The following is a 26052-nucleotide window of genomic DNA, read 5'->3' as shown; positions in this document are numbered from 1 at the left end:
TTTCCAAGACCGTTTTTGCCATGTGAAGATGACCCGGAAGACATGAGGGGAGGTGGAACGTGGACCTGTTGCAGTTGCGCTACTTCCGGACCGTCGCCCGCTACGAACACATGAGCCGGGCCGCGGAGGAGCTGCGCGTCGCCCAACCCTCGCTCAGTCGGAGCATCGCCCGGTTGGAGGCCGAGTTGGGCTCCCCGCTCTTCCACCGGCACGGCCGCCGCATCCGGCTCAACCAGTACGGGGCGATGTTCCTGCGCCATGTGGACCGTGCCCTGAGCGAACTCGACGACGGCCGCAGGGCCATCCGTGAGGCCCGTGACACGGGGCTCGGTCGGGTCAGCGTCGCCTCCGAGACCCTGCTGACGATCACCCGGCTGCTCGGCAGCTTCCGGGACGCCCATCCCCGCGCCGACGTGCGGCTCTTCCAGTCGAACGCGCAGGAGATGGAGCGCCAACTCCGCGTCAGGGAAGTGGACTTCTGCGTCGCCTCGCAGCCACTGACCGGAGCCAACCTCCAGTCGATCGAGCTGGCCCGGGAAGAGGTGCTGCTCGCGGTGCCCCGCGGGCACTGGCTCGACGGTCGGGAGAGCGTGACGATTCCCGAGATCGCCGACCAGCCCTTCGTCACCACCCGCCCGGGCCACTGGCAGCGCGCCCTCCTCGACCGGCTGTTCTCGTCCGAAGGGCTGGCCCCGCTGGTGTCCTGCGAGGGCGACGAACCGGGTGCCAGCCAGGACATGATCAGCGCGGGTCTGGGCATCGGCCTCATCCCGGCGATCTCCCGTCGGATCGGCACGGACGCCCACGTCCCCGTCGCCTGGGTCCACCTCGACGTGCCCGACTGCCACCGGGTGCTGACCCTGGTGTGGAACCGCGACACCTACCTGTCCGAAGCGGCTCTGAAGTTCCGTGAGTTCACCACCAGCCGACCGTTCATGACCCATCGCCTGCCCGATCCCCACCGCGGACGCGGCCACGAGCTGCCGGGGCAGGACGGCTAGCCCGCCCGGAACCCCTCTGGTACGGTTCACCGCGCTTGCCGCCGCATGCCGGGCCGAGGACGTCGCGTGTCCGAACGGCCGGCTGTCGCAGGCGGGTCGGCAGGGGTGTCGCGTCCCCCACCGGCCGCTGATCGCTCCCTTCCCACCGCCCACTTGACCGGCATCCGTGCCCCGGCGTACTCACGTGCGGGCCGATGCCTTCGAGGAGTTCCGGCATGCCCGAAATCACCTATGTCGCCGTCGACGGGACGGCGCGCACGATCGAGGTGCCGTCCGGCACCAGCGTCATGCGCGGTGCCGTCACCCACGACCTGGACGGCATCGTCGCCCAGTGCGGCGGCAATGCGCAGTGCGCCACCTGCCACGTCTACGTGGACGAAACCTCCCTGGACCAGTTGGAGCCCGTGCAGCCGAAGGAGGAGCACATGCTCGACTTCACGGCCGCCCCGCGCCGGCCGGGCAGCCGGCTGAGCTGCCAACTCAAGGTCACCGCAACCCTGGACGGTCTGATCGTCCACCTCCCCGAGCGGCAGTACTGATGGCGGCCGACGGGACGGGCCCCGAGTCCGTGGTCATCGTGGGGGCCGGTCAGAGCGGATACCAGACGGCGGCGTCCCTGCGCGAACACGGCTACCCGGGGCGCATCACGCTCATCAGCGACGAGGACGCGCTGCCCTACGAGCGTCCGCCGCTGTCCAAGGCGTACCTCAAGGGCGAGGTGACCGAGGCCCACCTGTGGCTGCGACCCGCCACGTACTTCGTACGCCGGTCGATCGACCTGGTCAGGGGCACGGTCATGGCGATCGACCGGGCCAGCCGCACGGTGCGCCTCGCTGACGGTTCCGGGTACCCGTACGGGCATCTGGTGCTGGCCACCGGGGCCCGGCCGCGGACCCTCGCGGTGCCGGGGGCCGGGCTGCGCGGTGTGCACACCCTGCGCACCGCGCGGGACGCCGCCGCGCTCCGGGCCTCGCTGGACTCCGCGCGGCGCGTCGTGGTGGTGGGGGCCGGGTTCATCGGTCTCGAATGCGCCGCCGTGGCCCGCGCGTCGGGTCGTGAGGTGACCGTCCTGGAAGCGCTCGATCGGCCGCTGGCCCGGGTCGCATCGGGACGGACCGCCGCGCACGTCACCCGGCTCCACCAGCGGGCGGGCACCCGGCTGCTGTTCGGTCGGGGGGTGGCCGCCCTGCACGGTGACCGCCGGGGCCGGGTCGTGGAGGTGGAGTCGGCGGACGGTGACCGGCTGCCCGCCGACCTGGTGCTGATCGGGGTCGGTGTCAGCCCGTGCACCGAACTGGCCGCGGTGGCCGGCCTTCCGGTGGACGACGGCATCACCGTCGACTCCCGGCTGCTGACCGGCGATCCCCATGTCTCGGCCGTCGGCGACTGCGCGGCGTTCCCCCAAGTGCGCTCGGGGAACCGGCAGCGGATCGAGTCGGTGCAGAACGCCGTGGGGCACGCCCGGTCGGTCGCCGCACGGCTCACCGGGTCGCCGGCCCGCTACGGCGAGGTGCCCTGGTTCTGGAGCGACCAGTTCACGACGACCGTGCAGATCGCGGGACTCGGCGGGGGACACGACACGGAAGTGGTGCTGGGGGACGATGACCCCGAGAGGTTCTCCGTGCTCCTCTTCCGCGGGGATGCGCTGCTGGCGGTCGAGTCGGTGAACCGGCCCGTGGATCATCTGGCGGCCCGTCAGATCCTGCAACGGAGGGTGGGACTCGGTCCGGAGGACGTCGGCGCGGAGGGGTTCTCGCTCAGGGGGCACCTGGCCCACCGCGCGGGAGGGTCCGCGGCCCCCGTGGTCCGCTGAGCGAGTGGCGGGCCCGCTTCCGTCCCGCTGATCCGCGGGACGGCCGGGGTGCGTCGAAGGGGGTACGGCAACACCCTTCGCACATAAGGGTGTTGCCTGGTCAAGCTGGGGGTGAGGGTTGCTGCGGTGGATCGGCTAGTGCGGTCTGAGCGCGGGGGTGAGGAGCCCGGTACGGGCGGCGAGGACACCCGCCTGGAAGCGGGACCGCGCACCTAACTCGTTCATGAGGGTGGCGACGTGGCGACGGTAGGTGCGCACGGACATCCCGGTCACCTTGGCCGCCGCGTCGTCCGTGAACCCCTTGCTCATCAGGTCGAGGACCCGGACGAGGTTCCGGTGCCGGGCCGCGTCGGCCGTGGTGTCCAGGTAGGCGGGGTGCGACTCCTCCGGTTGCTCACCGATCGCCATGAGGTGGTGGAACGCGCCCGCCACGGTGGAGTCGTGGATGACGATGCCCCCCGACGACTGGGGGTCGTCCGTAGTGCCGTGCCGGAACACGGCCATTTCCGAGTCGACTATGGCGATGTTGTAGGGGGAGGCGCCGACGATGAGGGCCTGCGGCTGCATGGCCTTCAACTGCTGGAGGATTCTGTTTTCGTTGAGGGCTTCCTGACGGCAGACCAGTTTGATCTCGACGCCCTGGTCGGCGAGTTCGGTGACGGCCCGCCTGACGATGCGCAGTCGCTTGGTCACGCTTTCGTCGGGGGTCGAGGGCAGGATGTCGCCCAAACACCACATCACGCTCTCCTCCGCGGTGAGGACGAGTCGCGCCATCCAGCGAATGGAGGCTTCCGCGTCGGTGGTGTCCACCGACCCGGTGATGTGTCGAGTGCCGCGTGCGGGGGTGTGGGGGACCGGCTCCTGGCGTGTCAGGTTTTCGACAACGCTGTCTCTCCATGGTGAGCTTCGAGTTGCGAATCCGTCGACCGAATCTCTGTAATCCTTTAGCAACTTTCCATTCCCCCGCTCTTCGTGCCGCGTCACCCGTGGGTCCAAGACCCGAGGTGTGCCCTCACCCTGTTGTCGGAAGGCATTCGGTGGCGCGGTTCGGATGTGCTTTCAGATGCCGTCAGTTGGCTTCGGATAGCTTGTGGAAGAAGTGCTCGCTGGTTATATGTGAACCACCCGTGAGCGTAGCACGCAGCGGGAATGGTCTATGGAGGTCAGGGTCATGGTTGCACCTTCAAGGAACTCTGCGTGATTGCTCGTGCGCGGTCGTTGCCGTGCGTGATCGCATTCCCCGGGCGTTCCCGATCTGGGGTCGGTCGTGCGTATCCGGCTATCCTGTCGCGGGTCGCGGGCGGGTTGTTGTCACCGGTCCCCACTCCTGTCGAAGCAGGGGCGGCGCGTGGTCAACTGGCAGGTAGTTGTCAGAATTCCTGTGAATCTTGAACGTGGCCGGCGTCTCCACCCACACTTACTGCCGAGTAAGGGCTTGTTCGGGTGTCACGAGGCCCGTTGTTGTCACTTTCGGGTAGCAGGCATCCCCCTGGACGACGTCGACGTCCAGGCGGGATCACGCCGACGGCGCCCCCTTCTGAGGAACGGAACTCGTGAGCGCAAGAGATCGGACCATCGAAGGGCCGGCTGACCCGGCCCCCGCCTCCCCGACCCCACGGCAGTGGCTGGCCCTGTCCGTGCTGGTCCTCGCCCAGCTCGCGGTGTGGTTGGACAACACCATCCTCAACGTCGCGCTCAAGACCCTGGCGGACCCGGACGAGGGCCTGGGCGCCACCCCCAACGAACTCCAGTGGAGCATCAGCTCGTACACCCTGGTCTTCGCCGTGTTGCTCTTCACCGGCGGAGTGCTGGCCGACCGCTACGGTCAACGCCGCGTCCTGCTGATCGGACTCGGCGTCTTCGGCGCGTGTTCCGCCTGGGCCGCCTGGGCCGACTCGCCGGGCGAACTGATCCTCGCCCGTGCGGTCATGGGTGTCGGCAGCGCGTTGATCATGCCCGCGACTCTCTCCCTGATCGCCGAGGTGTTCGACGCGCGACACCGTGCCAAGGCGATCGCGATCTGGTCCGGGTGCAGCGGACTGGCCATCGCGGCCGGCCCCCTGCTCAGCGGCGCCCTGCTGGAGCACTTCTGGTGGGGGTCCGTCTTCCTGATCAACGTGCCCCTGGTGCTCGTCTCGGTGATCGGCGGGTACCTGCTGCTGCCCGTCGCGCGCTCCCTCACCCGGCAGCGCTTCGACCCGGTGGGCGTGCTGCTGTCGACGCTGGGCGTGCTGGCCGTCGTCTACGGCGTCATCGAGGGCGGCCACCGCAACGAGTGGCTGGCCTGGGACGTCCTCGGCCTGATCGCGCTGGGCCTGCTGCTCCTGGTCGTCTTCGTGCTCGTGGAGCTGCGCATCCCGTACCCGAGCTTCGACATCCGGCTGTTCCGCAACCGGAGGTTCACCGGGGCGAGCGTCGCGGTCATGCTCACCTTCTTCGGGCTGACCGGCTCCCAGTACTACGCGACCTTCTACCTCCAGGGACCGCGAGGTCAGACCCCGTTCGAGGCGGGCATGACCCTCGCTCCGGTGGCGCTCGGCGTCCTCCTGGGCGCCCCCGTCTCGGCGGTCCTGGTCAAACGCTGGGGGGCCCGCCTGGTGGTGGCCGGGGGCATGCTGATCGCCGCGGCCACCTTCTTCGGTTACGTCTTCTTCGACACCGACACCCCGTTGCCCTGGTTCTGGCTGCTGCTGGTGGTCCAGGGGCTCGGGCTGGGCGCCAGCGTCGCGCCCACCACCGAAGTGATCATCGCGGCGCTCCCCGCGGACCGCACCGGGGTCGGGTCGGCGGTCAACAACTCGATGCGCCAGATCGGCGGCGTGCTGGGGGTGGCGGTCCTGGGGACCGTGCTCGTCAGCGTCTACCGGGACCGGATCGGGCCGGACCTCGCCGGGCTGCCGCCCCGGGTGGTGGAGCAGGCGGAGAACTCCCCCGAAGGCGCCCGGTACATGGCCGAGCAGGCGGGCCTGCCCCACCTGGTCCAGGCCGCGAACGACAGCTTCCTGCACTCCATGCACGTCACCACCGTGATCGGCGGCGCCATGGCGGTGGCGGGTGCGCTGATCATCCTGTTCACCTTCGCCGGTGACCTCTCCCGGACCCCCGCGGCCGGCAGCGGCAGCGAACCCCCCGACGACGGCGACCACCCCGACGCCCACGCCCGGGCTGTCGACGGCCGCCCCGGCACGGTCCCGAAGCCCGCGCCGCCCACGGACGCGCAGACCCCCCGTTGAACCGCTGACCCACGGCCAAGCACCGCCCGCCCGACCCCGCACGCCTGACGCGGACCCCGACCGGCCCGCCACCGCAGCACCTGCGCCCCCGCCCCGCGGCGGGGGCGTACGTGTGTTCCGTGTGCGTCTCCCGAGCGCTCTGGGCGCACGCCGGCGCAGTACTGAAGGACCGTCACCACGGACTGCTTCACGCCCCGGCGACCCGTGGCACCAAACGGCCTGGAGCACTGGTAGTTGCGTCGCAGGCTGGCAACTTCTGCGGTGATTGCGCGGCTCACGGCCACCCGTGAACCGGGCGCGGCAGTTAGAGGCCATCCGTCTTGATGGGATTCCCGCCCGGTCCTAACGTGGAGCGCGCTGGAAAGGAATTCCAGAAGCGGAGGTAGGAGACCTATGAGCACTGTGGTGGACGAGCGTCAGGCGAAGATCCGCGACATTGTCTGCGACATTCTCGAACTGGAACCGGAAGAGGTGACCCAGGAAAGCCTCTTCAAAGAGGACCACGACGCGGACTCGCTGCGCGCGATCGAGATCCTCGCGTCTTTGGAGAAGTCCTTCAACATCGTCATCGACCAGTCCGAGCTGGGTCGCATGGTGAACCTCAACGGCGTCTACGAGGTCGTTTCCGAAGCCGCCGGCTGGTAGTCGGAGAATCGGGGAGACCATGCTCCAGGAATCGGCCCGCAGGGTCGTCATCACCGGGCTCGGAACGGTGTCGAGTATCGGTATCGGAACTCAGGAGTTCCTGACCGGCCTGCGTGCCGGACGTAGTGCGGCGCGACCCATCACGGCCTTCGACACGACCGGGTTCGCGTACTCCATCGGCTGTGAGATCGAGGACTTCGACTCCAGTCGGTGGATACGTCGGCTCGATCCCGAGAGCCTCGGTCGGGCGAGCCAGTTCTCGACCTCGGCCGCCCGGATGGCCGTCGCCGACGCGGGGCTGGACGAGGACGAACTGCGGCGGCACCGCTGTCTGACGTCGATCGGCACCACCGACGGGGAGTCCCGCGACCTCGACCAGCTCGTCGAGTCCGAGGTCAGGCGGGGGCCCGAGGCGATGGACGCCACGGTGGCCCGTCGGGTACCGGCCGGTCGGCTGTCCGGCGCCGTGGCCCAGGAGTTGGGGCTCTCCCGGGTGGAGGCCGTCACCCTGCCGACCGCGTGCGCCGCCGGCAACTACGCGATCGGCTACGGCTACGACGCGATCCGCAGCGGAGACGTCACGTACGCGCTGTGCGGCGGAGCGGACTCGCTGTGCCGCAAGACGTTCACCGGGTTCTACCGGCTGGGAACCATCGCGCCCGAGCGCTGCCAGCCGTTCGACCTGAACCGCAAGGGCATCCTCACCGGTGAGGGCGCCGGCGTCCTGCTGATGGAGAGCCTGGAGTCCGCCCTGGCACGCGGGGCGCGGATCTACGCCGAGGTGCTCGGCTACGGCCTGAACTGCGACGCCCACCACCCGGTGGCGCCCAACCAGGACAGCGTCGCCCGGTGCATGCAGCTCGCCCTGGACGACGCCGGGGTGAAGCCGTCCGAGGTCGACTTCATCTCCGCCCACGGCACCGGCACCCGGGCCAACGACGTGACCGAGGCCGCCGCGATCCGTCAGGTCTTCGGGCAGCAGCCGCCGCGCACGGTCTCCATCAAGTCGATGATCGGGCACAGCATGGGCGCCGCCAGCGCGCTGGCCTCCATCGCCTGCGCCCTCTCCCTCACCGAGGGGTTCATCCCGCCGACCATCAACCACGTCGAGACGGACCCGGAGTGCGCCGTGGACTGCGTACCCAACCAGGCGGTCGAAGCCGACCTGCGGGTGGTGCAGAACAACGGACTCGCCTTCGGCGGCAACAACTCCGTCGTGATCTACGGCAGGTACGAGGGCAAGTGATGCGGGTCGGCCTGACGTGCCCGGGAGGGGCGAGATGAGCGTGTTGGTGACCGGCGCCGGTGCGAAGGCCAGCATCGGCGGTGACGTGGACGAGGTCTTCGATTCCCTGTGCGCGGGACGGAGCGGACTGGCCGAACTGCGCGGCTTCGACGCCGCCCGGTACCGGACCCGGCACGCGTACGAGATCGACGACCGGCCCCCGGGCCGCCGGGACCGGCCCTACCGGGCCACCGACTGGCTGCTCTCGGCGGTCGCCGAGGCCACCTCGCAGGCTGGCCTCGGCGGGGACCTCGGTGACGTGCCGGTGCTCGTCGGCACCGGACTGCGCGAACTGCGCTCCGCGGAGCTGGCCTGGCGCGACGGCGCCGCCTTCGGCGTGGACCGACTGCACTTCGGGACCGCGCTGCGCGAGCGGTTCGGCGCGGTGCAGAGCCACACCTTCTCCAACGCCTGCTCCGCCTCGCTCCACGCCCTCGCCCTGGGCGCGGACCTGATCGAGGCGGGCGAGAGCGACACGGTGGTGGTGGCCGGCGTCGACACGCTGACCGAGAGCATGTACGGCCTGTTGGACCGGGTCCACATGGAGCCGCCGCAGCGCGTGCAGCCCTTCGACCGGGCGCGCAAGGGCGTGCTGATGGGCGAGGGCGCGGTCGCCGTGGTGCTCCGCCGGGAGGACGGCCCCGCGACCGGGTCCCTCGGCCGACTGAGGTCGGTCAGCATGAACTGCGACGCGCACCACGTCACCGCCCCCGACCCGGCCGGCATCACCGAGGCGGTCCGGGAGGCCCACGACCGGGCGGGCGTGAAGCCCGCGGACATCGACCTGGTGATGCTGCACGGCACCGGCACCCTGCTGAACGACGAGGCGGAGGCCGCGGCGGTCGCCACGGTCTTCGGCGAGGACGTCACCCGCCCGCTGATGACCGCACTGAAGTCCATGACCGGGCACACCTCCGGCGGGTCCGGGCTGCTCAGCCTGATCGTGGCGCTGCGGGCGATGGCCACCGGACGCGTGCCGGCGACCCTCGGCCTGGACGAGCCGGTCGCGGAGGCCGGCAGGTTCCGGTTCGTCCGAGAACGGGACCACCAGGCACCCGAACTGACGCTGGCTCAGGTCGACGCCTTCGGCTTCGGCGGAGTCAACACGGTGGCCGTCGTCGAGCGGACCCAGAAGGGCAGGACCGCGACATGAGCGACTTCCGCGTGGGCATCACCGGGGTCGGGCTCGCCCTGCCCGGCGTCGACGACCCCGCCGACCTGCTGCGGGCCTCCAGCGGCGACCCGGCCGGCGAGCCCGTCGTGCCCGCCGACCGCATCGGCCGCAAGGGCTTGCGCTACAAGGACCGGGCCACCCAACTCGCCCTGGTGGCCGCCCGCGACGCGCTACGGGACGCGTGGCTGATCCCCGCCGACGGCGAACGGTGCGAGCTCGGCGCCAGCACGGCCGTGGTCGCCAGCTCCAACCTGGGCAACCTCGACACCGTCTGCCGCACGGCCTCGGCCATCGCCACCGAATCGGTCGAGAGCATCAGCCCGATGGGCCTGCCCAACGCCTCCAGCAATGTGGTGGCCTCCTCGGTCGCCATCCGGTTCGCATTGCGCGGCCCCAACCTGATGGTGTGCAACGGCGCCACCAGCGGCCTGGACACCGTCCGTTGGGCCGCCCGACTGATCCGCTCCGGACGCGCCGAACGCGCGCTGGTCATCGGGGTCGAGACCCACAACGAGGTCACCGAGGCGCTCACCGGGCACCCCGCCGCGACCGCACTGGACGGTGCGGTGGCCCTGGTGCTGGAGGGCGTCACCGCGGCGGAGCGACGCGCGGTGCCCCTCGTCGCCGAGCTGGGCGACCAGACCCGCCGGGGATCGGTGGACGCCTGCGTCGCCGCGCTGCTGGCGGCCCCCGGACCGACACCCGGAGCGTGGTTCACCTCCGAGGGCTTCGACGGCGACCGGGCCGTCCCCGGTACCGACGGCATGCCCCGCCACGCGCTGGACGCCGTACTGGGCCACGCCTCCGGCGCGTTGGGCGTCGCCCAGTGCGCCGCGGCGGTCGGTCTGCTCACCGGGGACGGCCCCGCCGCCGTCCTGCTCACCAACGGTGACGACGACGCCGACGCGGTCGCCGGACTGCTGCTGCGCCGAACGGGGGAGCGGGGCCGATGAGCGGTGCCCGGGGACTCGCCGCCCAGCACGACACCCCCGTCCTGGTCACCCGGGCCCGGGCGGGGACCGGCGGCGACGGACCGCGCGTCCTGCTGCTGCACGGGCTGGCCGCCAGCTCCGACACCTGGGCCCGACTGGTCCCCCTGCTCGACCCGGCCTGCGAGGTGTGGACGGCGGAACTGCCCTGGCGCGGCTCCGGCACGCCCGACTGGTGGCGCACCCCGCCCGCCCAGTGGGTCCGGGAGGCCGTCGCCGCGGTGCCCGGCGGCCCCACCGTCCTCGTCGCCCACTCCTTCGGCGCCGGCGCGGTGCTGAGCTGGCTCGACTCCGAGACCTCCGGCGCGCCGGACCCCGTCGACCCGTCGGCGCGCCCCGAACCCGGCACCGACCCGCGGATGCACGTCCCGAGCGGACACGTCCCGAGCGGGTACGGCGCGCTGCGCGGGGTCGCGCTCGCCGCACCGTTCTACCGCGCGGCGGCAGCCGACTTCGACTGGGACGCCCTCTCCTACTACCTCAACTCCTTCGAGGACATCCTCGAAGACGGCGTCCGGATCAGGTCCGGCGGTCGACTCCCCGCCGACGTGCAACAACGGATGGCCGTCAAGGTCCGGGACCGGGTCGGCTGCCACGGGTGGATGCGGTTCTTCGACACCTACCTGTCCACACCGGACCTGAGGACCCCGGCGATGCGCCTGCCGTTCCTGCTGATCAGCGGCAGCGAGGACTTCGCGGCCCGGACGAGCGACGCACACGCCCTGGCCGGACGTCTCCCCGACGCCGCCCTGCACGTCCTGGCGGGCGCCGGCCACTTCTCCATGGTCGAGCAGCCCGAGACCTTCGCGTCCCTCACCAACGGACTCGTCCACCACCTCACGGCCCGCAACCAGCCGGGCCCCGTCCAAGCCCTGGAGCACCCCCTGATGACCGAGACACTCGACGCCACGGTGGCCACCGGCGCGAAGGCACTGCTGAACACCACCACCACGGTGACCGTACGGCCCCGATACGAGGGCTCCAACATCTGCACCTGGATCGGCTTCAAGCACGTCAACTACCTCGTGGAAGAGGCCGTCCTGGACCACTTCCGCAGCGCCGGGCTGTCCTCCCGCTCGCTGTACGAGGAGTTCGGACTGGGACTCGACATCGTCGACCTGGACACCCGCATCCTGCACGCCTTCCACCTCGACGACACCGCCGAAGCGAAGGTCACCCCCGACACCAAGGACGGCGCCGACACCCTCGGCTTCCGGGTGACGCTCACCATCGAGCGGGACGGCGCCCCGGTCAAGGCCGTCGCCTCCAAGGTCCGGGTCTCGCTGCGCCCCGACGGCTACCTCCAGAGCGCGGAGCAGCCGCCCACCGAACTCGCGCCGTACGTGGTGCAGCGGCTCGGCGCCCACCTCGCGGGCACCACCGCCGAGACCACCGCCCACGGGGTCGCCGTGGAGAGCGCCGACACCACCGCGCTCGGCGAGGGCCGCGGGACCCACGGGCCCACCGACCCGGTGCTGGCCGAACTCATCGGCGACACCAACGCCTTCGGCTGGAAGTGGCGCATCCCCTACCCCTACTGCCACTTCACGGAGCGCCTCCAGATGTCCGGCTACCTGCGGCAGATGGAAGAGGTCGTGGACCTCTTCCTCGCCGACCGGGGCATCTCCATCCGCACCCTGCTGGACGACCGCCGCTGGATCCCGGTCGTGCCGCACTCCCGCATCCAGATCCTCGAAGAGGCGCTGATGGAAGAGGACCTCTACACCGTCTACACGGTGGAGGACGTGTTCAAGGACCTCACCTACACCTCCCGGATGGACTGCTACGTCGTCCGTGACGGCGTCCTCGTACAGACCGCGACCGGACGGATCACCCACGGCTACGCGGTGATCGAGAACCGACGCGACTGGTCGCTGGTCAACTTCGACGACCACGTCGTCCGGGCCCTGAAGGGCGAGGCCGCCCCCGCCGCGGCCGGCTGAGGTCCGACCGGACGTCCGCACCCCACGCACTCCTCGGAGAGACGAATGGACGACGTACTCATCACCGGACTCGGTGTCCTCAGCTGCCTGGGCAGGGGCGTCGACGCCTTCCGGGACGGCATGGCGAAGGCCACCAGCGCGCCGCGACCGACGACGGACCCGGCCGCCCGCATGGCCGTCCCGCTGATGTACTCCGTGCCCACGGACAGCGTGCCCACCGGCAGCGAGACGCTGGACGGCCAGCCGTTGGGCGACGGTTCGCGCTACGCCCTGGACGTCACCCGACAGGCCCTGGCCGACGCCGGGTTGTCCGGCGACGGCTCGGACACCGTCGACGCCGACCCCCGGCGGGTGGCCGTGGTCATCGGCACGGGCATGGGCGACGCCGGTCTCCACGAGGAGTGGCGGGTGGGGTCCCGCCCGGAGCGCGATGCCTGGAGCCCGACCTTCTCGGTGGCCTCCGCCGTGGGTCGGCTCGTCGGCGCCGAAGGGCCCAACACCAGCGTCAGCAACGCCTGCGCGGCCAGCGGCTTCGCGGTGTCCCTGGCCGCGGACCTGATCCGCTCCGGCGAGGCCGACGTGGTGGTGGCCGGCGGCGCCGAAGCGTACTCCCGGGTCGCCCTCGGCTGCTTCAACCGGCTGGGCGCCGTCGATCCGCTGCGCTGCCGCCCCTTCGACGCCGACCGGGCCGGAACCGTGTTCGGCGAGGGCGCCGCCGCGCTGGTGCTGGAATCCGCCGCGCACGCCCGCCGCCGCTCGCCGGAGCGGGTGTACGCCCGGCTGGCCGGCGCGGGGTGGAGCTGCGACGCGCACCACACCACGGCCATCGAGCCGGAGGGCACGCAGATCACCCGGGCCATGCGGCGCGCGGTCGCGGAAGCCGGGATCGGGGTGCAGGACCTCGGCTGCGTGGTGCCGCACGGCACCGGCACCCTGATCAACGACACGGTGGAGAGCCGTGCCCTGGCGGGCCTGCTCGGCCCCCTGGTGGACGAGCGCCCGCTGTACAGCCTCAAGTCGTTGATCGGCCACACCGGCGGTGCCGCGGGGGCGCTCGCCGCGCTGTCGGCGGCCCTCATCGTGCACCACCGCGAAGTTCCCCCGAACGTCGCCCGGGTGAACCCCGACCCCGAGTGCGGAGTGCTCCTCCCGGAGCGCACCAGCCCGCTGAAGGGCGGATCGGTACTGGTCAACGCCTACGCCTTCGGCGGCAACAACGTCTCCCTCGTCCTCCAGGAGGTGGCCGCATGACCGGCTTCGACGCCACCGACGTGGCCGTGACCGGCATCGGGGTGGTGACCCCGCGCGGCGGCGACGCGTCCGCCGCCGGTGCCCCCCGCCCCGACGCGCCGGGCGACTGGTTCGACTACCGGACCGAACTGGGGCGCCGGGGCTACAAGTACCTCCCCCCGGCGGCGCAGTACTACCTCGCCGCGGCCAACCGCGCGCTCGCGGCGGCCGGCGGGCCGACGGTGCCGACGGAGGACCGCGGCGCGGCGGTCGGCACGAACAGCGCCGCCGAGGCCCTGCACACCGCGATGGACGAGACGGTCATCACGGCCGGCGCCTCGGATCTCAGTCCGGCCACCGCCCCGTACTTCTCGATCAACCTGTTCGGCAGCCGGATGGCCATGGAGCACCGGCTCCAGGGCTTCAACCTCACCCTCACCACCCCGCGCATCGCCGGGTTGGAGGCGCTCCAGACCGGGCTGCGCTCGCTGCGGCTCGGCCGGGCCTCCTGGCTGCTGGCCGGCGCCACCGAAGAGGCCCTGGACCCGCGCGACCCGGGCGCCGCCCGGTCGGAGGTCGGCGCGGTCGCCCTGGTGCTGGAACGGACGGACCTGCTCCGCGCCCGGGGCGGCACCGCCCTGGGACACCTGGCCGTGCGCTCCTGCTACGTACCGCCGGACGCGTCCGCGGACGAGGCCCGCGCCCGGGTGGCCCGGCTGCTCGCCGACCGCCCCGCCGGGGCCGCTGCGACGCAGGCCGGGGACATGACCGCGGTCCTGGACGGATCGACGGTCGCCACGGCGGTGCACCAGGTCCTCGGCCCGGACGTCCGACGCGTGCCCGCGGGCTCCGGCGCCCTGGAACCGCTGCTCCAGGCCGTCGGCACGGTGGACCGGCACCCGGACCGCCCCGGGGCCGTCGTCACCGCCTCCGCCCAGGGCAACGTCGCCGTCTGCTGGGTCCTCCCGGCCCACGACGACCGCACGCACGAAGACCGTACGCACGACGAGCGCGCCCACGACGACCGTACGGCGCACGACGAGGGCACCGCCCCGGACCGGGCCGCGCGGGCCGAACCGGCCCCCGCCGGCTCGGCCGCGTGACCCCCGACCCGGCACCACGACACTTGAGGAGTAGGGCAATGGCAACACCGCTCGAAGGATCCTGGGCGCTGGTGCTCGGAGTCTCCAGCGGCATGGGGCTCGCCGTGGCACGGCAACTGGCCCACGAGGGCGTGAACGTGCTCGGCGTGCACTTCGACACCGCCAGCGGCCAGGAGAAGGCCGCGACGGCCGCCGAGGAACTGCGGTCCCTGGGCGTCCAGGTGCACTTCCACAACGCCAACGCGGCCCGCGCCGCCACCCGAGCCGAACTGGTCCCCCTCTTCCGGGAGCTGACCGGAGACCGGGGCATCCGCATCCTGGTCCACTCGCTGGCCTTCGGCACCCTGGTCCCCTTCATCGCCAAGGACGGGCAACCCGGCCTGTCCGAACGGCAGATGAACATGACCCTCGACGTGATGGCCCACTCCCTCGTGTACTGGACCCAGGACCTCCACGCGGCCGGGCTGCTGCGCCACGGCTCCAAGGTCTACGCCATGACCAGCGCCGGCAACGCCAAGGTGACCTCCAACTACGGTGCCGTGTCCGCCGCCAAGTGCGCCCTGGAAGCCCACGTCCGGCAACTCGCCGTCGAGTTGGCACCCAGCGGGGTCGCCGTCAACGCCCTGCGGGCCGGGGTGACCGTCACCCCCTCGCTGGAGCGCATCCCGGAGAGCGCGGAACTCGTCGAGCGGGCCACCCGCACCAACCCGCACGGCCGCCTCACCCGACCCGAAGACGTCGGGGACGCGGTGGCCCTGCTCTCCCGCGCCGAAACCTCGTGGATCACCGGCAACGTCATCGGGGTCGACGGCGGGGAAGTCCTGACCGCCTGATGGAGAACACCGAGACGAAGGAGACCGGCCGCCGCCGGAGCGGCGGCCCGCTCGGGGCCGCCCGCCGGACGCTGGCGCTGCCCTGGCGACTGCTGCGGGCGGTCGGGCTCGGAGCCCGCCACGCCCACCGGCTCTACCACCCCGAGAACAGCAAGGTGGGGCGCACCCCGGAGCACAAGAAGCTGCCGATGCGCCGGATGCAGGTGACCACCCGGATGGACGGGGTCACCCTGGAAGCCTGGGTGGTGCCCGGCACCGGCCCGCACACGGTGGTGGTCTGCCACGGCGTGGAACGGTCCAAGTCCAGCACCCTCAGCCACATCGCCCTCCTCCACGGGGCCGGCTACCACGTCGTCGCCTACGACATGCGCAACCACGGCGAGAGCACCGGCGACCGCCGACTGGGCCGGATGGCCCGGCGCTACACCAGCGACCTGCGGGACGTGCTGCGCCAGGTGGCCGCCGATCCCGAACTGGGCCGCGGCAAGCTCGCCCTGCTCGGCTTCTCCTTCTCGGCCTGGCCCTCCCTCCGGGTGCTCACCACCCCCGGCGCGCCCCCGGTGTGCGCGGTGGTCGCGGACAGCGGACCGCTGTACGACATCGGCGCGGGGCTGGCCAACTTCGCCTCGCTGCGCCGCGGCAGCCTGCCCGCCTGGGTGCGGGGCGGACCCGCGTTCGCCTGCTACCGGCACACGTTCCGGCTGGTCGCGCTGCGGATGCTGGCGCTGCGCCGCTGGCCCCCCGACCTCACCGGCGTGCCCACCCGGCTGATGTTCGTCGCCGGCGCCGCGGACCCGCTGGTCACCGAGGACCAGGTGCGCCGCGTCGCCCGCTCGCTGCCCGGGGCGCACCTGTGGGTGGCGCCCACCGCGATGCACATGAACGCCATCCGCTTCGACCGACGGGAGTACGAGTCGCAGGTGCTGACCTTCCTGGCCGAGTCCTTCGCCGGCCCGGACCAGCAGCCGACCCCCCGCCCCACCACGGAGGCCCACCGTGCCTGAACACCTCCTGATCGAGAGCGAGGGCCCCGCCTACGGGCCCGGCGCCACCCGGTTCGTGGGCGATGCCGCGCACCTGGTCCGCGCCGGCGAGAGCACCGCACTGCTGCTGGTGGACAACGCCGTCTTCGCCGCGCTCCCCGGAGCCTGTGACGAGGTCGCCGACTTCACCGGCAGCGGCGGGGAACTGCTGGTCGACGCGTACGCCTTCCACCAGCGCGCCCTCGCCCCCGACCACCTGCTGCCCGGCGCGCGACTGGTGGAGATGGACGAGGTCGCCGCCCTGCTGCTTGACCACGGCACCCGGGTGGTGTGGCACTGATGGCCCCGAGGATCGCCCGCAGCGATGTGCTGCTCGCCCTGTTCGGCGGCCCGCACCGCACGGAGTTGGTGACCACCGCGTTCCGGATGACGCACGCCCTGCTCGGCCGCGGCGCCACCGTACAGATCTGGACCTGCGGGGACGCCACCGGCCTCACCCGCCTCAGCCTCGGCGACAGCAAACCGCGCAACGTCGTGGACTGGGCCGGGGACTACCCCTCGACGCCCACCCTGGCCCGCGGACTGCTCGCCGAGCACCCGGACCGACTGCGCTGGTACGTCTGCCGCTTCTGTTCCGACGAGCGGGGCGCGGCCGAGCAGATCCCCGAGGTGCGCAGACGTCCCCCGTTCACCTTCTGGGAGCACGCCGTGGCCGCCGACAAGACCTTGTCCCTGGGGGTGTGCTGAGGTGGAGACCGCCGCCCACCCCGCCCTGGTCATGATCGACCGCGCCTACCGCGGCTCGGTGGAGACCCAGTTCGCCGACGTCCTCTACTTCATCCGGGAGCTCAACCGCCAGGTCGGCGGGCTGCACCTGGCGCTCCGCGGCGACGCCGTGACGTACGCGCTCACCGCCCCCGAGCACACACCCTCGGTGCAGTTGGGCAGCCGCGAGCTGGACACCCTGCCCGACCCGCGCCGTTCGGTGCGCACCCTGCTGGAGGAGGGCACGGCGGTCTGGGTCGAGCGGACGGACCTGGAGAGGCTGGGCCCGGGCGCGGCGGACCGGCTGCTGCCGGGCGCCCGCCTCGCCGGCCCCGGCGAACTGGCCCGCAGCTGGTCCTCGTACCACCGGGTGTGGTTCATGTGACGCCGCCCACCACGACCGAAGGAGCACCGCCCATGACCACCCTTGCCGAACGGGGACCGTTGATCTCCGCGTGGGCCGCCGTCTCGCCGTGGGGACGGGACGCCACCGGGTTCCGCGCCGGACTGCACGGGGCCCGGGCCACCGAAGCGGCGGTCGACACCGACCGCTGGTCGGTGCCGCAGCCCTCGGCGTGCCTGGTCCCGGACTTCGACATCCGGGAGACGCTGGGCCGCAAGGGCACCCGCTCGATGGACCGGGTCACCGGTCTCGCGGTGACCGCGCTCGGCCAACTGGTCGGCGGAGAGGACCGGTTGCCCGGCGTCGGACCGGACACCGGACTGGCCCTGGGCACCAGCACGGGCAGCGCCCAGAGCATCATGGACTTCACCCGTGACTCCCTGGTGGGGGAGAAGCCGTTCTTCGTGGACCCGGCGCGCTTCCCCAACACCGTGATGAACTGCGCGGCCGGACAGTCCGCGATCTGGCACGGATTGAAGGGACCCAACACCACCATCGCCGGCGGTCGGGCCACCGGGCTGCTCGCCCTCCAGTACGCGCTGCGGCTCCAGCGGGCCGAGCGGGCCTCCACCGTGCTGTGCGGCGCGGTGGAGGAGTACTCCACCGCGCGGGCGTGGCTGGACTGGCACAGCCGTGGCGGTGTCACGGGCGGGACGCCGCTCGGCGAGGGCGCCGCGGTGTGGCTGATGGAGACCGCGGAGACGGCCCGGGAACACGGCCGCAGCGGACTGGCGACCGTCGAGGGCCTGGAGTTCGGGTTCGCCACCGGGCCCGAGGAGATCCAGTCGGTGTTGGCAGGGTGCCTGCGGGCCCTCGGTGAGCGCGGCGGCCTCGGCCCCGACGAACTGTGGGCGGTGGCCACCTCTCAGGTGCCCGGTCCCGAAGGCGAGGCCGAACGGGCTGCCCTGCACGAGGTGTTGGGAGACGGCCAGCCCCGTACCCTGCCCTGCGCCGAGCTGATCGGCGACACCTACGCGGCCTCGGCCGCCTTCCAGATCACCACCGTGCTCGCCGAGGCCGAACGGGACGGCTCGTCGGCGGGTCGCACCGCACTGGTCACCTCGGTCGAACGGGACGGCGTGGTCGCCGCCGGGGTCTTCCGGCTGCTGGGCGGGGAGGAGCGGTGAGCGGGGCACCGCCGACGGCGCTGCTGTTCCCCGGGCAGGGCGCCCAACGCGCAGCCATGGGAGAGCCGTGGCGGGACGTCGAGGCGTGGCGCCTCACCGAGGAGATCTCCGCGCACACCGGGACCGACGTCGAGGAACTGCTGCTCAAGGCCGATGACGCGACCCTGCGCGAGACCGATCTGGCGCAGTTGGCGGTCTTCTCCCTCTCCGTGATCGTGCTGCACCACGTGCGCAGCCGGGAGGACCCGGAGGGGGCGTCAGGGGTCGTCGCGTACGCCGGGCACAGCCTGGGCGAGTACGTGGCCCTGTACGCGGCGGGTGCGCTGACCCTGCCGGACGCCGCCCGGCTGGTCGCCGTCCGGGGCCGGGCCATGCGGCAGGCCGCGCAGCGTGACCCGGGCACGATGGCCGTCCTGGTGCGGGCCGACGCCGAGACCGCCCACACGATGGTGGAGGCGGCCCGGACGGCCGGACACCGGGTGTGGGTGGCGAACCTGAACGCCCCCGGGCAGGTCGTGGTCTCCGGCAGCCACGAGGGCATCGACCACGTGGAGTCCCGCGCCGGTGACTACGACGCGAAGGTCCTACGGGTCGCCGTGGGCGGGGCCTTCCACACCCCGTTGATGGCCTCGGCGGGCGAGGAACTGGCGCGGGCCCTGCTGGCGGTGCCGTTCGCCGCGTCGCACGAACCGGTCGTCGCCAACGTCGACGCCCGGGCCTACCGGGGCGGGGACGTGGATTGGCCGGAACTGGAGGTGCGCCAACTCACCAGCCCCGTCCTGTGGGAGCGCGGGGTGCGCACGCTCCACGACACGGTGGGCTGCGTGCGCTTCCTGGAGCTGGGGCCCGGGCGCGCACTGACGGGAATGGTCCGCCGCACGCTGTCCGACGCGACCGTCATCACCGTCAACACCCCCACCACACCGCTCCATTAGACCGGTCCGCCCCCTCGACCGGACGGACCGGACCGCATAGCCGAAGTAGCACGAGCCGAAGCAGTGGACACAGAAGGAGACACGACGATGTCCGAGAACACCCGGGTACTGGACCTCGAAGACCTGCGGCAGACCGTCGCCGACATCCTCGACGTCGAGGAGGAGGAGCTGACCGACGACGCCCACTTCGTGGAGACGCTCGGCGTCGACTCGCTGATGGCGCTGGAGGTCATGGTCGTGCTGGAGAAGAAGTACGACGTCAAGCTCGGCGAGGACGAGCTCAAGGAGGTCACCACCCTGAAGAAGGCGTACGACCTGCTCGGCGGGAAGCTCGGGGTCAGCTGATGCCCGCCGCCTGCACCCCCGTCATCGCCACCCCGAAGCCGCTCGACTCCTCGCAGACCGCCACCGTCGTCACGGTGGCGGCCGAGGAGCGGGTCTTCGCCGGTCACTACCCCGGGTTCCCGATCTTCCCCGGCGTCTGCATCGTCGAGCACGTCCACCGCAGCGCGCTGGACACGCTGCCGGACCGGGAGGGCGCCGCCCGGGGAGCCTGGGAGCTGGCCGCGGTGGAGAGCACCCGCTTCCTCTCGCCGGTCTTCCCCGGGGACACCCTGACCATCGAGCTGACCTGGTCCAGGGTCGGCGACGCCTGGCGCTGCAAGGCGGTCGCCGCCTCGCAGCGCGGCACCGCCGCCCAGGTCAGACTGCGCTACGAGGCCGCCCCCGGCACCGTGGCCCCGACCGCCGCGGGCCGCGCCCAGGTGCCGACCCGACCGGACGAGGCCACCGCGATGGGGGCCGCCGCCATCAAGCAGGTGCTCCCGCACCGCTACCCGATGCTCCTGGTCGACCGGGTGCTGCGACGGGTACCCGGCGAACACCTCATCGCGCACAAGGCGGTGACCTGCAACGAACCCTGGTACCAGGACCTGCCCCCGCAGGCCACCGAGGACGAGCACGCCTATCCGCACGTCCTGCTGGTCGAGTCCTGGTGCCAGTCGGCCGGCATCCTCATCGCCGCCGAACGCCCCAACCCGGACGTGCTCAGCGGCCAGGTGATGCTCTTCGGCAGCATCTCCGACATCCGGTTCACCGGACGGGTACGGCCCGGCCAGGTGATGGAGCACCACGTGCGGCTGTCCCGCGCCCTGTCCGACACCGTCGTCTTCGAGGGCGAATGCCTGGTGGACGGCGAGGTGGTGGCGGAGATCGGCCGGGTCGTCATGGCGATGCGCCCGGCCTCCGAACTGACCGCACACGCGCCCGCGCGCACCGAAGAGAGCAGCTAGGGGATCACATGTCCGACAGCTCGTCCCGCACCGCACTGATCACCGGCGGCTCGCGCGGCCTGGGCCGGGCGACCGCGCTGCGGCTCGCCGACGACGGCTACGACGTGGCGTTCTGCTACACCGCGAACGCCGACGCCGCCCGGCAGTTGGAGAAGGAGATCACCGAACGCGGGGTGCGGGTGCTGGCCCTCCAGGCCGACGTCTCCGACGCCGCCTCGGCCAAGTCGCTGGTCACCACCGCCCAGGAGGAGTTCGGCGCACTGGACGTGCTGGTCACCTCCGCCGGCATCGTCCGGGACAACCCGCTGCTGATGATGAAGGACGACGACTGGAACCGCGTCATCGACGTCAACCTCAACGGGACCTACTACGTGTGCCGTTATGCGATCTTCGAGATGATGAAGCGCAAATCGGGGTGCATCGTCAACGTGTCCTCGGTCGCCGGCGTCCACGGCAACCCGACGCAGAGCAACTACTCCGCGTCCAAGGCCGGCATCATCGGCTTCACCAAGGCCGTCGCCAAGGAGGTCGGCCCCTACGGCATCCGTGCCAACGTGGTCGCCCCCGGCTTCATCGAGACCGACATGACCGCGGGCCTCACCGACAAGGTGCGCGAACAGGCCGTGGGACAGATCCCGCTGCGGCGCCTGGGACGGCCCGAGGAGGTCGCCGAGCTGATCTCGTACCTCACCCGGGCCACCTACGTGACCGGCTCGGTGTTCCAGATCGACGGCGGCATCGTCCTGTGAGCGGCGCCGCGGACGGCCGGGCGCGCCGCGGGACGAAGCCGCCGCGGTTCTACTTCTCGCTGCGCAGCCCGTACTCCTGGCTCGCCCACCACGACCTGATGCGGCACCATCCGGACGTGGCGGCACTGGTGGAGTGGCGCCCGTTCTGGGAGCCGGACGAACGGTCGCGGAAGCTGCTGACGGACGCCGGCGGCGACTTCCCCTACGTGGCCATGTCCCGCGCCAAGCACCTCTACATCCTCCAGGACGTACGTCGACTGGTGCGGGAACGCGGTCTGGAGTCGACCTGGCCGGTGGACCGCGACCCCCGCTGGGAGGTCCCGCACCTCGCGTACCTGGCGGCCGTGGACGCCGGGCGGGGACCGGACTTCGTCCAACTCGCCTACCGCAAGCGGTGGATCGAAGGCCGGGACATCTGTGACTCGGCTACGATCTCTGCAATGGCAAAGGAGTTGGGGGTGGCCGAGGAACCGCTGGTCGAAGCGGTCGACGATCCCGAGATGCGGCGCAGGGGAGCGGCAGCCCTCCTCGACGTCGACCGGGACGGCGTCTTCGGCGTTCCGTTCCTCGTCCACGGCTTCGACAAGTTCTGGGGGGTGGACCGACTGGAGGCGTTCGCCGCGTCGGTCCGCGGGCGCACCGCAACGGCGCCCACATCACAGGACGTTGGGCCGCGCGGGGACGAGCCGCCGACCACGGGCCAGGGCGGGGACCAGGGGCACGCCGGCGGCTGCGGGTGACCGCCCCTGCGCCGCGCGCCCCCCGATGAGGGGGCGCCCGGGCCGATCGGGTCGCGCACCCGGCACCGGAGGGCGCCGTCCGGACGTCGGACTCCCCGCGTAGCAGCGAGGAACGTTCACGTGGGTGAAGGAGAGAGACATGCCACGAGCCGTAGGTGAGAGCACGACCCGCTTCTCACCGTTGACCCATGCCCTGTCGGTGCTCGCGTTACCGCTGGCGCCCCTGGGCGGACTGGCGCTGGCCTATGCGCTCTTCCACCCGCCGCGCCGCAGACACCACAAGCGCCCGGTGGACGTGGGGCTCCCCGAACCGGAGGTGCTGCGCGTCCCGGTCGGCGGCGGCAAACACGTCCACGCCTGGCTCTGTCCCGGCGACCCCGAACGCGTCGTGGTGATCGGGCACGGCATGGGGCTGAGCAAGTCGGCCACCCTCGGCCACGCCAAGTTCCTGCACGACGCGGGGTACACGGTGTGCCTCTTCGACCACCGCAACCACGGCAGCAGCAGCCAGGACCGTTCGGTCACCGGCCTCAGCGACCGCTTCACCACGGATGTGCTGGCGATCGTGAAACTGCTGCGGTCCCGCGAGGTGCACCGGACGGCGAAGGTGGCCGTGTACGGCTTCTCCTTCTCCACCTTCCCGATGTTCTACGCGCTCCGGGACGCCGACACCGAGGTCAATGCGGTGATCTGCGACAGCGGCCCCGGTGAGGAACTCGGCCCGCTCTTCGCGAACTTCCTCGACGCCGGAGTCCTTCCGGTGCCCGCCCCGCTGCGCGCCAAGCCCGCCCGTTACGCACTGGAGGGCACCCTGTGCCGCGCGGGCAAGGCCATGCTCCGCTCCCAGTGGCCCCCGCCGGCCGAGGGGCGGTACACCACCACCCCGCTGCTGTTCATCGCCGGCGAGGAGGACCGCATCCTGCCGGCCTCCTCGGTGGACGCGCTGGCCAGCCGCTACTCGCACGCCGAGGCGCACATCCTGCCCGGGGTCGGACACCTCCTCGGGCTGAAGGAAGCACGGGAACAGTACGTCGACGCGGTGCTGGAGTTCCTCCAGCGCGCCCTGAAGTGACGTGGTGCGCATGATGCGCATGAGCGGAATGCCCCAGGTGTGGGGCGCGCGCGAGGCCGAGGTCCGTGCGCCCTACCCCTGCGACACCCTGTTGGCCAGGCCCCGGGAGCACTGGGTCCGCGCGGTGACCGTCCGGGCCGAGCCCGGAGCCGTCTTCCGCTGGCTGTGCCAACTCAAGGTCGCCCCCTACAGCTACGACCTGCTGGACAACCTGGGGCGGCGCAGCCCGCGCCGGCTCACCCCCGGCGCGGAACGGCTGGAGGTCGGCCAGCGCGTCATGACGATCTTCCGGCTGGTCGACTACGAGCCGGACCGACACCTCACCGTGCTGCTCGACAAGGAGCGCGCACTCAAACTGTTCGGGGGCTTCGCCCTGACCTACCAGGTCACCGAGGAGTCCCCCGGGGTGAGCCGACTGGTGGCCAAACTCGTGGTGGGCGACGACGACGGCGTGCTGCGCCGGCTGCGCAGGCCCCTGATGGCCTGGGGCGACCTCCTGATGATGCAACGCCAGCTCCACGTGCTGCGCAATCTGGCCGAAGGGCGCTGACCGGGCTGGACGTCACGTCCTGCCCGGCGGGACACTCCTCGTACGGACCGCGGCCGCCCGCATCGGCCGGGCGGACGCGGGCGAACGGTCGCCCGCCCCACGGGAGTGATCGCATGACGCACCGCCCCGCAGGCCCCTGGAACATCTCCGAACTGCCCGGCCCCGACCCCGCCGAGGAGCTGGTCGACCTCGGCGGGTTGCTCGTCCCGATGCCGGAGGAGGGGGAGTTGCGCGTCGAGGTCGCGGAGGGGGTGATCGTCGCCGCGACCGTCGTCCTGGGGGGCAGCGCCGTTCAGCTCCAGGCGTTCGCCGCGGCGGAGGACGGTGCTTGGGAGGGGTTCCGCGCCGGGCTCGTGCGAGGCGTCGTCGCGGACGGCGGTACTGCGGTCGTGGTTCCGGGGACCTTCGGGCCGGAAGTGCGGGCGCGGGTGGACCAGGAAGAGCCCGACGGCACCCGGTACGGGCAGGAGGTCCGCTTCGTCGGGGTGGACGGCCCGGGCTGGATGCTGCGCGGGGTCTTCTCCGGCTTGATCGCCCGGCGTCCGGGGCGGCTGGCCGGCCCGCTGGCGGAGACCTTCCGTCGGACCGTGGTGGTGCCCCCCGGGTATCCGATGCAGCCCGAGGAGACGATCCCCCTGTACCTGCCCGAGGACACGGGGGAACTCATCGAAGACCCCGACCCGCAGGGGCAGGTCCGGCGACCCAGGACCAGACGCCCCCGGCTCCACCTGCGGCGACGACGGACATGAGTGCGCACGGAGGGGGCCGGTGCGCACCGCACCGGTGCGCACCGGCCCCCGGTGGTGCGGGTGTCAGCCGGCCAGGCTGAACTCGCCGCCACCGGCGATCAGCGAGATGCTGCTGAGGCTGTTCACCGGGGTGACCAGGGCGGTCCGGTTGGTGGTGGTGCCGTCACCGATCTGTCCGTTGTTGTTGTAGCCGACGGCGCTGACCTTGCCGTCCCGATCGAGCAGCAGGGTGTGGTAGCCACCGGCCGAGATCGCACGGACGTTGGCGGCGCCGTCGAGGGTGATGGGGGCGGGGCGGTTGGTGGTGGTGCCGTCGCCCTGCTGGCCCTGGACGTTGTAACCCCAGGTCTTCACGGTCCCGTCGGAGAGCCGGGCGACGCTGTGGTAGACGCCCGCACTGATCTCCCGGGCGGTGGTGATGCCGTCGACCTTCACGGGGGCGGTGCGCTGGGTGCTGGTGTTGTCGCCGAGCTGGCCCTCGGAACCGCGGCCCCAGGACCAGACGGTGCCGTCCGCGAGCCGGGCCAGGCTGTGGTAGTGACCGCCCGCGACGCTGCGGACGCCGGACAGGCCCGGCACGGTGACCGGGGTGAGGCGGTTGGTGACGGTGCTGTCGCCGATCTGGCCGTTGCTGTTGTAGCCCCAGGTCTTGACCGTGCCGTCGGAGAGGACGGCCAGGCTGTGGAAGGCGCCTGCGGCGATCGCCTCGACGTTGGTGAGCCCGGAGACGGTCACCGGAGTGTTGCGCTGGGTCGTGCTGTTGTCCCCGAGCTGGCCCTCCGTGTTGCGGCCCCAGGAGCGCACCGTGCCGTCGGCGAGCAGCGCCAGGCTGTGCTGGTAACCCGCGGCGACGGCGACCACGCCGCGCAGCCCGGTGACGGTGGACGCCTGGTCCTGGGCGGCGGTGCTGCCGATGCCGAGCTGCCCCTCCGCGTTGCGGCCCCAGCTCTCCACGGTGCCGTTGGAGAGCAGGGCGAGGCTGTGGAAGTAGCCGGCGGCGAGGCTGTCGACGTCGCCCCCGGTCACTCCGGGCACGGTCACCGGCTTGTACTTGGCGCCGGTGACCGTGCCGCCGAGCTGGTAGTTGTCATTGGCGCCCCAGCCCTTGACGCGGCCCTCCTGGGCGGTGGCGGTCGCCGTGGGCAGCAGGGCCCAGGCGGCGAGGACCGCGAGGAGCGCCAACAGTGTCGACAGCGCGCGGGCGCCGCGTCCCCGGCCGTGGGGGTGTGCGTTCATGTCGTTCCTCACCTGAATGGCGTGGCGCAGGGGGCCATCCGGACCTCCCCTGTCACCCACCCGTGCACAGATACCGTCATCGGGCACCTGCGACGCGTCGGAGCGCCGTCCGAGGGGTCGGATTCACCGGAACGACGAGCGTGTCGTCCCCGAAGCTGACGGCGCGCGGTGAGGCCGCACCGCTGGCCCTCTCGCTGTCCGC

General features: G+C 72.0%; 27 protein-coding genes and 1 pseudogene. 26 read left to right on the top strand and 2 right to left on the bottom strand.

Annotated elements, in window-relative coordinates; genetic code table 11:
• Window positions 1–59: 59 nt before the first annotated feature.
• The 3 genes from ACFV88_RS10545 to ACFV88_RS10535 all read left to right on the top strand — a co-directional run bounded on the left by ACFV88_RS10545 (window position 60) and on the right by ACFV88_RS10535 (window position 2814).
• On the top strand, window positions 60–1001 hold the full coding sequence (locus ACFV88_RS10545) for a LysR family transcriptional regulator (RefSeq protein ID WP_385488359.1): 942 nt from the start codon (window positions 60–62) through the stop codon (window positions 999–1001).
• Window positions 1002–1216: 215 nt separating this feature from the next.
• The gene (locus ACFV88_RS10540; RefSeq protein ID WP_385488357.1) at window positions 1217–1540 is read left to right on the top strand and encodes a 2Fe-2S iron-sulfur cluster-binding protein; all 324 of its coding nucleotides are present in this window, start codon (window positions 1217–1219) and stop codon (window positions 1538–1540) included.
• The gene (locus tag ACFV88_RS10535) at window positions 1540–2814 is read left to right on the top strand and encodes an NAD(P)/FAD-dependent oxidoreductase (RefSeq protein WP_385488354.1); all 1275 of its coding nucleotides are present in this window, start codon (window positions 1540–1542) and stop codon (window positions 2812–2814) included. The genes ACFV88_RS10540 and ACFV88_RS10535 overlap by 1 nt, the downstream gene beginning before the upstream one ends.
• A gap of 135 nt (window positions 2815–2949) precedes the next feature.
• Here ACFV88_RS10535 and ACFV88_RS10530 read toward each other — a convergent pair whose 3' ends face one another.
• Window positions 2950–3624, bottom strand: coding sequence for a hypothetical protein (locus tag ACFV88_RS10530; RefSeq protein WP_385488351.1), 675 nt, complete (start codon window positions 3622–3624; stop codon window positions 2950–2952).
• 743 nt (window positions 3625–4367) lie between these two features.
• Between ACFV88_RS10530 and ACFV88_RS10525 the strand changes: the two genes are divergently transcribed.
• The 23 genes and pseudogenes from ACFV88_RS10525 (at window position 4368) to ACFV88_RS10415 (ending at window position 24614) form a co-directional block, all read left to right on the top strand.
• Window positions 4368–6047 (top strand): MFS transporter, encoded by a 1680-nt coding sequence (locus tag ACFV88_RS10525; RefSeq protein WP_385488348.1) that lies wholly within the window; start codon window positions 4368–4370, stop codon window positions 6045–6047.
• A gap of 393 nt (window positions 6048–6440) precedes the next feature.
• Window positions 6441–6692, top strand: a complete 252-nt coding sequence (locus ACFV88_RS10520) for an acyl carrier protein (protein ID WP_385488345.1) — start codon at window positions 6441–6443, stop codon at window positions 6690–6692.
• A 19-nt stretch (window positions 6693–6711) separates the two neighbouring features.
• On the top strand, window positions 6712–7938 hold the full coding sequence (locus tag ACFV88_RS10515) for a beta-ketoacyl-[acyl-carrier-protein] synthase family protein (protein ID WP_385488343.1): 1227 nt from the start codon (window positions 6712–6714) through the stop codon (window positions 7936–7938).
• Window positions 7939–7972: 34 nt separating this feature from the next.
• A complete protein-coding gene (locus ACFV88_RS10510) occupies window positions 7973–9130 on the top strand; it encodes a beta-ketoacyl synthase N-terminal-like domain-containing protein (protein ID WP_385488340.1) in 1158 nt (385 codons plus the stop codon).
• Window positions 9127–10104 (top strand): beta-ketoacyl synthase N-terminal-like domain-containing protein, encoded by a 978-nt coding sequence (locus tag ACFV88_RS10505; RefSeq protein WP_385488338.1) that lies wholly within the window; start codon window positions 9127–9129, stop codon window positions 10102–10104. Before ACFV88_RS10510 ends, ACFV88_RS10505 begins: the two co-directional genes overlap by 4 nt.
• Window positions 10101–10940, top strand: a pseudogene (locus ACFV88_RS10500) (alpha/beta fold hydrolase); the annotation flags it as partial. The gene ACFV88_RS10505 and the pseudogene ACFV88_RS10500, both read left to right, overlap by 4 nt.
• Before the next feature lie 87 nt (window positions 10941–11027).
• A complete protein-coding gene (locus ACFV88_RS10495; protein WP_385488692.1) occupies window positions 11028–12083 on the top strand; it encodes a hypothetical protein in 1056 nt (351 codons plus the stop codon).
• A gap of 45 nt (window positions 12084–12128) precedes the next feature.
• Window positions 12129–13334, top strand: coding sequence for a beta-ketoacyl-[acyl-carrier-protein] synthase family protein (locus tag ACFV88_RS10490; RefSeq protein ID WP_385488336.1), 1206 nt, complete (start codon window positions 12129–12131; stop codon window positions 13332–13334).
• Window positions 13331–14416 carry a beta-ketoacyl synthase N-terminal-like domain-containing protein gene (locus ACFV88_RS10485; RefSeq protein ID WP_385488333.1) on the top strand — a complete coding sequence of 362 codons (1086 nt, stop codon included), beginning with the start codon at window positions 13331–13333 and terminating at the stop codon, window positions 14414–14416. The genes ACFV88_RS10490 and ACFV88_RS10485 overlap by 4 nt, the downstream gene beginning before the upstream one ends.
• 38 nt (window positions 14417–14454) lie before the next feature.
• Window positions 14455–15249: an SDR family oxidoreductase gene (locus ACFV88_RS10480; RefSeq protein WP_385488330.1), complete on the top strand. Its 795-nt coding sequence runs from the start codon at window positions 14455–14457 to the stop codon at window positions 15247–15249.
• Entirely contained in the window at window positions 15249–16253 is a 1005-nt protein-coding gene (locus ACFV88_RS10475) for an alpha/beta hydrolase (RefSeq protein ID WP_385488327.1), read from the top strand. Before ACFV88_RS10480 ends, ACFV88_RS10475 begins: the two co-directional genes overlap by 1 nt.
• Window positions 16246–16572 carry a hypothetical protein gene (locus tag ACFV88_RS10470; RefSeq protein WP_385488324.1) on the top strand — a complete coding sequence of 109 codons (327 nt, stop codon included), beginning with the start codon at window positions 16246–16248 and terminating at the stop codon, window positions 16570–16572. Before ACFV88_RS10475 ends, ACFV88_RS10470 begins: the two co-directional genes overlap by 8 nt.
• Window positions 16572–16979: a hypothetical protein gene (locus ACFV88_RS10465; protein WP_385488321.1), complete on the top strand. Its 408-nt coding sequence runs from the start codon at window positions 16572–16574 to the stop codon at window positions 16977–16979. The genes ACFV88_RS10470 and ACFV88_RS10465 overlap by 1 nt, the downstream gene beginning before the upstream one ends.
• 1 nt (window position 16980) lies before the next feature.
• Window positions 16981–17382, top strand: coding sequence for a hypothetical protein (locus ACFV88_RS10460; protein ID WP_385488319.1), 402 nt, complete (start codon window positions 16981–16983; stop codon window positions 17380–17382).
• A 32-nt stretch (window positions 17383–17414) separates the two neighbouring features.
• On the top strand, window positions 17415–18527 hold the full coding sequence (locus ACFV88_RS10455) for a beta-ketoacyl synthase N-terminal-like domain-containing protein (RefSeq protein ID WP_385488316.1): 1113 nt from the start codon (window positions 17415–17417) through the stop codon (window positions 18525–18527).
• On the top strand, window positions 18524–19462 hold the full coding sequence (locus ACFV88_RS10450; RefSeq protein WP_385488313.1) for an ACP S-malonyltransferase: 939 nt from the start codon (window positions 18524–18526) through the stop codon (window positions 19460–19462). The genes ACFV88_RS10455 and ACFV88_RS10450 overlap by 4 nt, the downstream gene beginning before the upstream one ends.
• A gap of 87 nt (window positions 19463–19549) precedes the next feature.
• Window positions 19550–19807 (top strand): acyl carrier protein, encoded by a 258-nt coding sequence (locus ACFV88_RS10445; RefSeq protein ID WP_385488310.1) that lies wholly within the window; start codon window positions 19550–19552, stop codon window positions 19805–19807.
• Window positions 19807–20754: a 3-hydroxyacyl-ACP dehydratase FabZ family protein gene (locus tag ACFV88_RS10440; RefSeq protein WP_385488308.1), complete on the top strand. Its 948-nt coding sequence runs from the start codon at window positions 19807–19809 to the stop codon at window positions 20752–20754. Before ACFV88_RS10445 ends, ACFV88_RS10440 begins: the two co-directional genes overlap by 1 nt.
• Before the next feature lie 8 nt (window positions 20755–20762).
• Window positions 20763–21503 (top strand): 3-oxoacyl-[acyl-carrier-protein] reductase, encoded by a 741-nt coding sequence (gene fabG, locus ACFV88_RS10435; RefSeq protein WP_385488305.1) that lies wholly within the window; start codon window positions 20763–20765, stop codon window positions 21501–21503.
• Window positions 21500–22243, top strand: coding sequence for a 2-hydroxychromene-2-carboxylate isomerase (locus ACFV88_RS10430; protein WP_385488302.1), 744 nt, complete (start codon window positions 21500–21502; stop codon window positions 22241–22243). The genes fabG and ACFV88_RS10430 overlap by 4 nt, the downstream gene beginning before the upstream one ends.
• A 139-nt stretch (window positions 22244–22382) precedes the next feature.
• Window positions 22383–23315, top strand: a complete 933-nt coding sequence (locus ACFV88_RS10425; RefSeq protein WP_385488300.1) for an alpha/beta hydrolase — start codon at window positions 22383–22385, stop codon at window positions 23313–23315.
• Between the two features lie 19 nt (window positions 23316–23334).
• Complete coding sequence (locus tag ACFV88_RS10420; protein ID WP_385488297.1) at window positions 23335–23865, top strand: hypothetical protein; 531 nt, start codon at window positions 23335–23337, stop codon at window positions 23863–23865.
• A gap of 113 nt (window positions 23866–23978) precedes the next feature.
• The gene (locus ACFV88_RS10415) at window positions 23979–24614 is read left to right on the top strand and encodes a DUF3710 domain-containing protein (RefSeq protein ID WP_385488294.1); all 636 of its coding nucleotides are present in this window, start codon (window positions 23979–23981) and stop codon (window positions 24612–24614) included.
• Window positions 24615–24677: 63 nt separating this feature from the next.
• Here ACFV88_RS10415 and ACFV88_RS10410 read toward each other — a convergent pair whose 3' ends face one another.
• Window positions 24678–25850: an RCC1 domain-containing protein gene (locus ACFV88_RS10410; RefSeq protein ID WP_385488291.1), complete on the bottom strand. Its 1173-nt coding sequence runs from the start codon at window positions 25848–25850 to the stop codon at window positions 24678–24680.
• Window positions 25851–26052: the final 202 nt, after the last annotated feature.

The sequence above is a fragment of the Streptomyces sp. NPDC059816 genome (assembly GCF_042732055.1).
Classification (GTDB): domain Bacteria; phylum Actinomycetota; class Actinomycetes; order Streptomycetales; family Streptomycetaceae; genus Streptomyces.
The sequence above is the reverse complement of the archived record's forward strand: the minus strand, read 5'-3'. Positions and strand labels throughout refer to the sequence as shown.

Coding starts and splice junctions, on each gene's coding strand:
- ACFV88_RS10410 (WP_385488291.1), bottom strand. CDS start 25,850: ATGAACGCACACCCCCACGGCCGGGGACGCGGCGCCCGCGCGCTGTCG.
- ACFV88_RS10455 (WP_385488316.1), top strand. CDS start 17,415: ATGACCACCCTTGCCGAACGGGGACCGTTGATCTCCGCGTGGGCCGCC.
- ACFV88_RS10495 (WP_385488692.1), top strand. CDS start 11,028: ATGACCGAGACACTCGACGCCACGGTGGCCACCGGCGCGAAGGCACTG.
- fabG (WP_385488305.1), top strand. CDS start 20,763: ATGTCCGACAGCTCGTCCCGCACCGCACTGATCACCGGCGGCTCGCGC.
- ACFV88_RS10505 (WP_385488338.1), top strand. CDS start 9,127: ATGAGCGACTTCCGCGTGGGCATCACCGGGGTCGGGCTCGCCCTGCCC.
- ACFV88_RS10535 (WP_385488354.1), top strand. CDS start 1,540: ATGGCGGCCGACGGGACGGGCCCCGAGTCCGTGGTCATCGTGGGGGCC.
- ACFV88_RS10515 (WP_385488343.1), top strand. CDS start 6,712: ATGCTCCAGGAATCGGCCCGCAGGGTCGTCATCACCGGGCTCGGAACG.
- ACFV88_RS10520 (WP_385488345.1), top strand. CDS start 6,441: ATGAGCACTGTGGTGGACGAGCGTCAGGCGAAGATCCGCGACATTGTC.
- ACFV88_RS10485 (WP_385488333.1), top strand. CDS start 13,331: ATGACCGGCTTCGACGCCACCGACGTGGCCGTGACCGGCATCGGGGTG.
- ACFV88_RS10465 (WP_385488321.1), top strand. CDS start 16,572: ATGGCCCCGAGGATCGCCCGCAGCGATGTGCTGCTCGCCCTGTTCGGC.
- ACFV88_RS10425 (WP_385488300.1), top strand. CDS start 22,383: ATGCCACGAGCCGTAGGTGAGAGCACGACCCGCTTCTCACCGTTGACC.
- ACFV88_RS10415 (WP_385488294.1), top strand. CDS start 23,979: ATGACGCACCGCCCCGCAGGCCCCTGGAACATCTCCGAACTGCCCGGC.
- ACFV88_RS10440 (WP_385488308.1), top strand. CDS start 19,807: ATGCCCGCCGCCTGCACCCCCGTCATCGCCACCCCGAAGCCGCTCGAC.
- ACFV88_RS10475 (WP_385488327.1), top strand. CDS start 15,249: ATGGAGAACACCGAGACGAAGGAGACCGGCCGCCGCCGGAGCGGCGGC.
- ACFV88_RS10420 (WP_385488297.1), top strand. CDS start 23,335: ATGAGCGGAATGCCCCAGGTGTGGGGCGCGCGCGAGGCCGAGGTCCGT.
- ACFV88_RS10480 (WP_385488330.1), top strand. CDS start 14,455: ATGGCAACACCGCTCGAAGGATCCTGGGCGCTGGTGCTCGGAGTCTCC.
- ACFV88_RS10510 (WP_385488340.1), top strand. CDS start 7,973: ATGAGCGTGTTGGTGACCGGCGCCGGTGCGAAGGCCAGCATCGGCGGT.
- ACFV88_RS10490 (WP_385488336.1), top strand. CDS start 12,129: ATGGACGACGTACTCATCACCGGACTCGGTGTCCTCAGCTGCCTGGGC.
- ACFV88_RS10445 (WP_385488310.1), top strand. CDS start 19,550: ATGTCCGAGAACACCCGGGTACTGGACCTCGAAGACCTGCGGCAGACC.
- ACFV88_RS10540 (WP_385488357.1), top strand. CDS start 1,217: ATGCCCGAAATCACCTATGTCGCCGTCGACGGGACGGCGCGCACGATC.